General features: G+C 64.1%; 8 protein-coding genes and 1 pseudogene. 6 read left to right on the top strand and 3 right to left on the bottom strand.

Translation table 11 applies throughout. The features are described from left to right. The coding region (locus Q0L57_RS33035; protein WP_296747290.1) for an ATP-binding protein at positions 1 to 1,124 on the top strand (1,124 nt) is incomplete at its 5' end. A gap of 92 nt (positions 1,125 to 1,216) precedes the next feature. Here Q0L57_RS33035 and Q0L57_RS33030 read toward each other — a convergent pair. Next, positions 1,217 to 1,627, bottom strand: a complete 411-nt coding sequence (locus Q0L57_RS33030) for a hypothetical protein (RefSeq protein ID WP_296747289.1) — start codon at positions 1,625 to 1,627, stop codon at positions 1,217 to 1,219. A 498-nt stretch (positions 1,628 to 2,125) separates the two neighbouring features. On the opposite strand from Q0L57_RS33030, the gene Q0L57_RS33025 reads away from it, so the two are divergent. Beyond that, positions 2,126 to 3,328: an aromatic ring-hydroxylating dioxygenase subunit alpha gene (locus Q0L57_RS33025; RefSeq protein ID WP_296747288.1), complete on the top strand. Its 1,203-nt coding sequence runs from the start codon at positions 2,126 to 2,128 to the stop codon at positions 3,326 to 3,328. A gap of 84 nt (positions 3,329 to 3,412) precedes the next feature. Here the strand turns inward: Q0L57_RS33025 and Q0L57_RS33020 are convergent, their stop codons facing one another. Then, entirely contained in the window at positions 3,413 to 4,009 is a 597-nt protein-coding gene (locus tag Q0L57_RS33020; RefSeq protein ID WP_296747287.1) for a TetR family transcriptional regulator, read from the bottom strand. Positions 4,010 to 4,149: 140 nt separating this feature from the next. On the opposite strand from Q0L57_RS33020, the gene Q0L57_RS33015 reads away from it, so the two are divergent. Then, positions 4,150 to 5,181 carry an aldo/keto reductase gene (locus Q0L57_RS33015; RefSeq protein ID WP_296747286.1) on the top strand — a complete coding sequence of 344 codons (1,032 nt, stop codon included), beginning with the start codon at positions 4,150 to 4,152 and terminating at the stop codon, positions 5,179 to 5,181. Positions 5,182 to 5,230: 49 nt separating this feature from the next. Continuing rightward, the gene (locus Q0L57_RS33010) at positions 5,231 to 5,989 is read left to right on the top strand and encodes an SDR family NAD(P)-dependent oxidoreductase (protein ID WP_296747285.1); all 759 of its coding nucleotides are present in this window, start codon (positions 5,231 to 5,233) and stop codon (positions 5,987 to 5,989) included. Positions 5,990 to 6,086: 97 nt separating this feature from the next. Here the strand turns inward: Q0L57_RS33010 and Q0L57_RS33005 are convergent, their stop codons facing one another. Then, positions 6,087 to 7,505, bottom strand: a complete 1,419-nt coding sequence (locus Q0L57_RS33005) for an aminotransferase (protein ID WP_296747284.1) — start codon at positions 7,503 to 7,505, stop codon at positions 6,087 to 6,089. A 292-nt stretch (positions 7,506 to 7,797) separates the two neighbouring features. On the opposite strand from Q0L57_RS33005, the gene Q0L57_RS33000 reads away from it, so the two are divergent. Together Q0L57_RS33000 and Q0L57_RS32995 are read left to right on the top strand one after the other, a co-directional pair. Further along, positions 7,798 to 8,715: an ABC transporter permease gene (locus Q0L57_RS33000; RefSeq protein WP_296747283.1), complete on the top strand. Its 918-nt coding sequence runs from the start codon at positions 7,798 to 7,800 to the stop codon at positions 8,713 to 8,715. Further along, positions 8,712 to 8,907, top strand: a pseudogene (locus Q0L57_RS32995) (ABC transporter permease); the annotation flags it as partial. The gene Q0L57_RS33000 and the pseudogene Q0L57_RS32995, both read left to right, overlap by 4 nt.

The following is an 8,907-nucleotide window of genomic DNA, read 5'->3' as shown; positions in this document are numbered from 1 at the left end:
AGAAGCTGCACCAGAACGAGAAGATGGCGGCGATGGGCTCGCTGCTTGCCGGCGTTTCGCATGAGCTCAACAACCCTCTGGCCGTGGTCGTTGCGCAGTCGACGCTGCTGCACGAATTCGCCAGCGACCCGCAGACCAAGGTTCGCGCCGAGAAGGTGCGCGCCGCGGCCGAGCGTTGCGGCCGCATCGTCAAGAGCTTCCTGTCGATGGTGCGACTGCACCCGACCGAGCAGGCGGAAACCGATCTCAACCAGGTGATGCGCGCCGCGCTTGAAGTCACCGCCTACGGCGCGCGCTCCAGCGGCATCGTCGTCGACACCGATTTCGCCGACGGGCCTTTGCTTGCCATGGCGGACGCCGACCATGTCACGCAGGTGGCTGCCAATTTCCTCATCAACAGCCAGCATGCGCTGGCCGTCGTTGCCGGCGAGAAGCACATCAAGGTGCGGACCTTCCGCGGCCTGCACGGCAATCCCGGCTTCTCGGTCGAGGACAACGGGCCGGGCATTCCCGACGCCATCCGCTCGCGCATCTTCGAATCCTACTTCACCACCAAGCCGGTCGGCGTCGGCACCGGCATCGGCCTGTCGATCTCGAAATCGATCGTCGAGCGGCACAACGGAACGATCTGGTTCGAGGAGGTGCAGCCGCACGGCGCCCGTTTCGTCGTCCAACTCCCTGCCATCGTGGGCCATGCCGCCAAGGCCGGGGAAGGCCCGGCGCGCTCCAGCGGTTTGCGGCATGCGCTGATCATCGACGACGAGCCCGATGTCGCAGCCTCGCTCTCCGACATATTGGAGTTGATGGGGGTGAAGTCGCGCGTCGTCGCAAGCTGGACATCTGCCGGCGACGTGCTCAACGGCTACATGCCGCCGGACATCGTCTTTTCCGACCTGCGCATGCCCGGCACCAGCGGCATATCGATCTACCGCGAACTGCTGGTGGAGCGGCCGGGCATGGCCCAACGCTTCGTGCTCGTCACCGGCGACCTGATCGGCGCCAAGGCGGAGATCGAGTCGCTGCCGCCGCAGCAGCGGCCGCATATCCTGGAGAAGCCGTTCTCGACGCTCGATGTCAGGGGTGTCCTTTCGACCGTGGCCGATGAGACCGCAGTGGAAATCTGAAGCTCTCTCCTCTGGACCTCAAAAAAAGGCTCCCGACCGGGTTAGCGGTGGGAGCCTAGCTCGAGCGCAGGAGGGAGCGCTCTGGGGAGGTCTCAAGATATGTTCGGCGTATTGGTCAGCGGCGCCGCGTTGGCGATCATGCGCACGGCCCGGGCCCTGTGCTGGCCGGACTGCTCGGCGATGGCGCGCAGGCATTCGGCGTTCTCGCTGCCCCAGTTCTGGCCCTTGCAGGCGAAATCGATCTCCGGTTCGGGCAGGCGCGCGGTCTTCAGCGTGGTCTGCGCACCCTGCACAACATTGGCCGGCGGGTTGATCGAGGCGAATGCCGGACCTGCGGCCGGTGTGACGGCCATGCCGATGACGGCGCAGCTGCCGATCAGCATGAACATCGCCATCGGATGGTCGCTCGCGCGCTGGCGCAGCGCCAGCTTCGGCCGGCGATCGTTGCGCTCGGGCCCGTGCGCGCGGCGCTCTTTACCGGCGGTTTGGACTTTCGAAAACATCGTTTGTTCCCTTCGTTATATTTCTTATTCTCATAAAACGAATATAAACGCGCTAGGTAACAGGCCGATGATAAGGCGCGCTTGCGCGTGTAACAGGATTGAAACAGGGGGCTTTAACCCCAATCGTGATCCTGCTTCCGGCCGGTCCGCACCCGTTGTTCCGGCTTGGACAAAAGATGCACCAGCTTGGCTGGGCAGACTGTAAATGACCTCACACAGCAAACTCTCTTGGGCTCACCGGCGACAGGGCGGTTCGGCATTTTTGTGAAACGATGAACCGCCCCAAGCGTCGCGAAACCGGCCTCGGTCTCGACCAGGATTCGCCTTCGGAATTGCCGCCCCGCGTCGCCGGATAAGGCTCGGATTTTCCGGGATTTTCTCGGCCATATCGGCCTTGAGTTATCAATCCAAGAATTGGCTGATTCTTACAACCTATTGCATTTCAAAGAAAAATATGCCTATATTGAATGAGTATTCAACAAAAAGAAGAGCATTCTGATGAACCCGCACCTCCGTGACGTGGCGATCCCCAACGATTGGGACCGGCGGGGCCTGCCGGGTTGGAGTTATCACTCCAACGCCTTGCTCGAACTCGAGAAGGAACACGTCTTCCGAAACCACTGGCAGATCGCCGGCCATGTTTCCGACGTGCCGAATCCCGGCGACTACCTGACCATGGACGTGATCGGCGAACGTGCGCTCATCGTACGCGGCAAGGATGGCGTCGTGCGCGCCTTCAACAACATGTGCCGCCACCGCGGCAGCCGCGTCGTCGCCGACAGCCAGGGCAGCTGCAAGAACGCGTTGGTGTGCCCGTTCCATGGCTGGGTCTACAATCTCGACGGCACGTTGCGTGGCGCGGCCCGTCCGCGCTCCTTCCCCGAGCTCGACAAGACCGAATTCGGCCTGATGCCGCTCGACCTCGAAATCTGGATGGGCTTCATCTTCATCCGCTTTCGTAGGGGCGGCCCGCAGCCTTCGGTCGCGGAGCTCTTGAAGCCGATCGAGGCGGAGATGGCGCATTATAACGTTGCCGAAATGGTTCCGTCCTGGGGCATCTGGACCCAGAAATCGCCGGTCAACTGGAAGTCGGTGCGCGACGTCGACAATGAAGGCTATCACGTCGCCATGGCGCACCCGGCACTGCAGGACCTTTACGGCGCGACCTATTTCGACGAGCCTTTCGTCAACGGCGTGTCGCGGTCCTTCGCCACCTACAATCCGCATGCCGGGCGGCGCTGGAGTGTCGGCCAGTACATCAAGATCTCGCCCGAACCGGCGCATCTGCCGGAGCATCTGCGCAAGGCTTGGATCTACTACGGCATCTTCCCCAACAATGCGTTGTCGATCATGCCGGAATCGGTGCAGTTCTATCAGGAGTTCCCGCTGTCCACGGGCGAGACGCTGCTGCGCGGGGCGATCTATCGTTACGCGGACGAAACGAGAGAGCAGGCTGCGGCGCGCTACCTCGCCTACCGCATCGACCGCGACACCATGAACGAGGACGTCCAGCTTTCGGTCTGGTCGAACGAGTCGATGCTATCGGAAGCCTTCGAAGGCTTCTACCTGTCTGACCTCGAGTATGGCGTGCGCACCCACCACGACCATCTGCGCAGGCAGGTCCCGGTGCTCAACCTGGAGACCCCGCCGGAGGAGAAGGATATGTGGGCGCTGAACGACGCGCTGCGGTCGCGCTCATAGAAAACAGGCGACTCATCGTTTCCATGAAACGGTGAGCCGCTCCCTCCACGAGCCAAGAGGTGGCCCGCGACACCCAACGTCGCGCTATGACGGCTTCGCGCCGTGGCGCAGTCCGTCGACGAGGAGAGCGACCATGCGCTCCGCGCGGCCGCTCCCTGCATTGTGGGCCGACATGCACAGGCTCGCCACCGCGCCCAGCAATTCGTCGGCGTCGACATCGGCGCGCACCGCGCCGGCGGCGGTCGCCGTGTCGAGCAACGTGCGCAGGGCGGGCCGCAGCCGTTGGTCGAAGTAGCCCGGCAGGCTGTCGAAGGCCGGGTCTCCCGAGTGCAAGGCCTTGGCGAGTCCACGCTTGGCGGCAATGAAGGCGGCGTATCGCTGCATCCAACTCGCCAACGCCTCGAATGAATCGTGCTCGGCCGACAGGAGGGGCGCCGCGTCCGCGCAGGCATCGATCTCGCGGCGGAAGACGGCGGCGATCAGGTCGGAGCGTTGCGGAAAGTGCCGGTAGACGGTGCCGATGCCGACGCCGGCCTTTTCCGCGATCTCGCGCACGGGCGCATCCACACCGGAGGTCGCAAACACCGACATGGCCGTCTGCAGCAGCACATCGAGGTTGCGCTGCGCGTCGGCGCGTACGCGCCGGTCCGGGCGGGCCCGCGGCTCGCGGCCAATGTCCAAATCGTCCGATCTATCGCTCAAAGATACCCTCTCTTGCAAAACGGAACAATGTTCCGTATAACGGAATGAGGTTCCGCTTTGGTTGAATATAGCGCCGCAAGGCCGTTTTGACCACAGCCATGCGCACGAAGGAGAAGGACATGCAATATCGCACGCTTGGAAGAACCGGCATGAAGGTCAGCCCTTACTGCCTGGGCGCGATGATGTTCGGCGGGCTTGGAAACCCCGACCATGACGACTGCATTCGCATCATCCACAAGGCCTTGGATTCCGGCATCAACTTCATCGACACGGCCGACCGTTACAGCCGCGGCGAATCAGAGGAGATCGTCGGCAAGGCGCTGAAAGGCCGGCGCGACAAGGTCGTGCTGACCACAAAGGTGAACGGGCCCATGGGCGAGGACCCGAACAGCCAGGGCAACTCACGGCGCTGGATCATGCAGGCGGTGGAGGGCTCGCTGCGCCGCCTGCAGACCGACCATATCGATCTTTACCTCATTCACCGGCCCGCGCCCGATACCGACATCGAGGAAACGCTTTCCGCGCTCACCGATCTGATGCGCGCGGGCAAGGTGCGGGCGATCGGATCGTCGACCTTCCCGGTCTCCGAGATAATCGAGGCCCAGTGGGTCGCCGAACGGCGGGGGCTGGCTCGCTTCCGCACCGAACAGCCGCCCTACTCGATCCTGGATCGCGGCATCGAGCGCGAGGTGCTTCCTGCCTGCGAGCGTTACGGAATGGGAGCGATGGTCTGGAGCCCATTGTCGAAAGGCCTGCTCACCGGGCGCTACCGCAAGGGTCAGCCGCTGCCCGACAGCCTGCGGGTGCGATACATGCCGAGGCAGATGTCCAACGAGCGCAGCCTGGACGCGGTCGAGCAGCTGATCCCGCTGGCGGACGAAGCAGGGCTGTCGCTCATCCATATGGCGATGGCCTTCGTGATGACGCATCCAGGCGTGACGTCGGCCATACTCGGGCCACGCACGATGCAGCATCTCGACGAACTGCTCGCCGGCGCCGGGGTCCGCCTCAGCGATGAGGTCCTGGACCGTATCGACCAGATCGTGCCGCCCGGAACCGATGTCGGTTTCAACGAGGCCGGCTACAACCCGCCGGCGATCCTGCAAGCCGGCCTGAGGCGCCGCCCCGCCACCCAACGCGCTGCCGGATAAATCCCCGAAGCCGCCCGATTGAACGACAATTCATTCGAAGGAGAGCAACATGCACGACAAACCCGTCGCCCTGGTCACCGGGGCCAATCAAGGCATCGGCCTTCAGATCGCCAGAGAGCTGGTGACACACGGCTTCACGGTGCTGGTCGGGTCACGCAGTCTCGGACGCGGCGAGGCCGCGGCCAGCGAGATCGGGCCGGACGCACGCGCGATCCAGCTCGACGTGACCGATCAGTCCTCGATCGCCGCGGCGGCGGCGCGCATCCGCAGCGAGCTTGGCCGCCTCGACGCCCTCGTCAACAACGCCGCGATCTCGAACACGAGCAAGCGGCAAGGCCAGTCCGTCGAGGACTACGCCAAGCTGACCCGCCCGAGCAACGTGTCGCTCGATGAGGTGCGCGCGGTGTGGGAGACCAATGTGTTCGGCGTGCTCGCCGTTACCCAGGCCATGTTGCCGCTGCTGCGCGAGGCGCCGGCCGGCCGCATCGTTAATGTGTCGAGCGGCGTCGGCTCACTGACGCGCAACGCCGACCCGGCCTTCCCCTACCGCTCGATCTTCGGCCCGGTCTATCCGGCATCCAAGACGGCCCTCAACGCCATGACGCTGGCCATGGCGATCGAGCTGGAGCCGACCCGGATCAAGGTCAACGCCGTCTCGCCCGGCTTCACCAAAACGAACCTCAACGGCTATCAGGGCACCGAGACCGTCGAGGAAGGCGCCCGCGAGGCGGTGCGCGTCGCATTGCTCGGCCCGGACGGCCCGACAGGCATGTTCACGCACGCCACACTCGGCACGATCCCGTGGTGATTCCGGGCACGCTGGTTTCGGCGCAGCCGTTCGCCGGCGCCGCCCCGCTTCCGCCTCCGGGCACCCTCTCCCCGTGAAACGGGGAGAGGAAGAGCCGTCATCCCCGCCAGACGCCCTCTTTCCTCAGGTCGTCCATCGTGCGCGAAATGCCTTCGCGCAAAATCGCCACCATGTCGTCGACCTGCTCGCGCGAAATGATGAGCGGCGGCGACATCACGCACATATTGATCAGCGGTCGCACCAGCAGGCCGAGCTCGTGGCAATGCGCGTCGATGCGCTTGCCGACATTTTTGTCGAGCTGCAGCGGATCCTTGCTCTCGCGGTCGGCAACGCACTCGACACAGGCCATGAGGCCGACGCCGCGCACTTCACCCACCAGCGGCAGTTCTTCCAGCGTCTTCAGCCGCGCCTGGAAATAGGGCGCGATCTCGCGCGTGTGCTGAAGCACGCCCTCTTCCAGCAGGTCGAGGTTCTTCAGCGCCAGCGCGCAGCCGATCGGATGGCTGGTGTAGGTGAGGCCGTGGCCGAACAGGGCGTCGGGATGGTTGGAGCGGCGCAGTTGCTCCAGCAGCCGCTCCGAGATGATGACGCCGCCAAGCGGGAAGTAACCCGAGGTGACGCCCTTGGCGAAGGTGATCATGTCCGGATCGATGCCGAACACGTCGCCCGAAGCGAAGACATGGCCAAGGCGCCCGAAGCCGGTCACCACCTCGTCGGAGATGTAGAGGATGTCGTTCTCGCGGCAGATCTCGCGGATGCGCTTGAGATAGCCGTCCGGCGGCACGATGACGCCGCCGGACGCCTGCACCGGCTCGCCGACGAAGGCGCCGATCCGGTCGGCGCCGACGCGCGCGATGGTGTCGCGGAACTGGTCGACCAGGAAATCGACGAAGGCGGCGACATCCATGCCCTTTGGCCGGCGGAACGGGTCGGGCGACGACAGCTTGACCACCAGTTCGTCGGCCCCGTCCATCCAGTCGCGGTCGCGCGGCCGGCCGTTGAGCGAAGCCGACAGGTAGGTCGAGCCGTGATAGGCGCCGGCGCGGCTGAGGATCAGCTTCTTCTCCGGGCGGCCGCGCACATTGTTGTAGAACTGCATGAAGCGCAGCGCCGTCTCCACCGCCGAGGAGCCCCCGGTGGTGAAGAAGGTGTGGCTGAGGTCGCCGGGCGCGGCGTCGGCGATGCGCCTGGCAAGCTCGGCCGAAGGCGCGTTCATGGTATACCAGGGCGTGTTGTAGGAGAGCGCCATCGCCTGGTCGTACATCACCCTTGCCAGCTCCTCGCGGCGATGCCCGACATTGATGCACCACATGCCGGCCGGGCCGTCGATCAACCGCTTGCCGGAGGCATCGGTGATGTAGATGCCGTCGCCCTCGCCGATCAGCGTGCGCGCCTCGGCGCCGACCGAGCCGGCATATGGCCAGGGCTGGACGAGATGGCGCTTGGCGAGCTCGACCGCGTCGTCGTCGCCAGGTTCGACGATGTCCCTCGCCTTGATTTTGCTTGCAGCCGCCATGTTAGCCTCGCTTCGTCCGGTTGCGGAATGTTCGCCGGACACCAAACGAAGCGCCAAACCGCGGAAAAGCGACTTTTCTTCACTTCATTTTGAATATCCGTTCAATCAATATCTCAGAATTAGAGCTTGATTTCAATTGGCGGATGCGCTCATGTTGAAAGAAAGCCGGCAAGCAGGGAGCGGCCACGCTCCGGGCATAAGAATTGGGAACGGGCGACCGGCGCCACTAATGGGAAGCTCGCATGGCGGGACAGTCCGAGCCAGCAACTGAAATCACGCCCGGAGCGCTGCAATGACGGCGGCCGCGGAAGGGTCGCCCCCGCTCAGCATGGCGCGGACCAGACGAAATGCCCTTCTGCAATCGGAACCCGTGCAGGGCTTTGCCCTGATCAGCCCCACCTTCCTCTACGCGCTGATCCTTCTGCTCCTGCCGATCCTGGTCGTCATCGCCCATTCCTTCTGGACGCAGAACTACCTCACCATCGACCACACGTTCACGCTGGAGAACTATCGGATCGCGCTGACCGAGCCGATCTACCGCGAACTGCTCTGGCGTTCGCTCTACATCTCGCTGACGGTTAGCGTGCTCACCGTCATCCTCGCCTACCCGATCGCCTACTTCATTTCCTTCCATGGAGGCCGCCACAAGAGCCTCTGGCTCTTCCTCATCACCATCCCGTTCTGGACGAGCTACCTGCTGCGCGTGATGTCGTGGAAGGTGATCCTCGGCTACAACGGCGTCTTGAATTCCGGCCTGATGGGACTCGGCATCATCAGCGAACCGTCGACGGCGCTACTCTATAACTCCAGTGCCGTGATCATCACACTGACCCATGCCTGGGCGACCTTCGCCATCCTGCCGATCTTCGTTTCGCTGGAGAAGGTCGATCGCACGCTGGTCGAGGCTGCGACCGACCTCGGAGACGGACCGCTGCGCTCCTTCCTGCGCGTGACCTTGCCGCTGTCGGCGCCCGGCGTCATCTCGGCGGCGCTCATCGTCATGATCCCGACCGTCGGCGACTACGTCACGCCCAAGCTCGTCGGCGGCAAGGACGGCGTCATGATCGCCAACGCCATCCAGGCGCAATTCGGCAAGGCGTCGAACTGGCCGCTGGGCGCCGCCTTGTCCGTCACCACCATGGTGATCGTCTCGCTGATGGCCGGCGCCACGGTGCTGATCATCCGTGCTCTGCAGAGGCTCGCGCGATGACGGCGATTAGACGCTTCCTGCCAGGCTGGCTATCGACCTATGCCTGCCTGTACATCCTCTTCCTTTACCTGCCGGTGATCTTCCTGCCGATCTTCTCGATCAACACCGCGGCGACGCCGAAATTCCCGCTCTCCGGTGTCACGCTGCAATGGTACGAGGACCTGCCGCGCACGCCGGCGCTGATCGACGCCA

Source organism: Mesorhizobium sp. (genome assembly GCF_024509055.1).
GTDB lineage: Bacteria > Pseudomonadota > Alphaproteobacteria > Rhizobiales > Rhizobiaceae > Mesorhizobium.
Note: the sequence above shows the minus strand (reverse complement) of the source record. Positions and strands in the feature narration are given on the sequence as shown.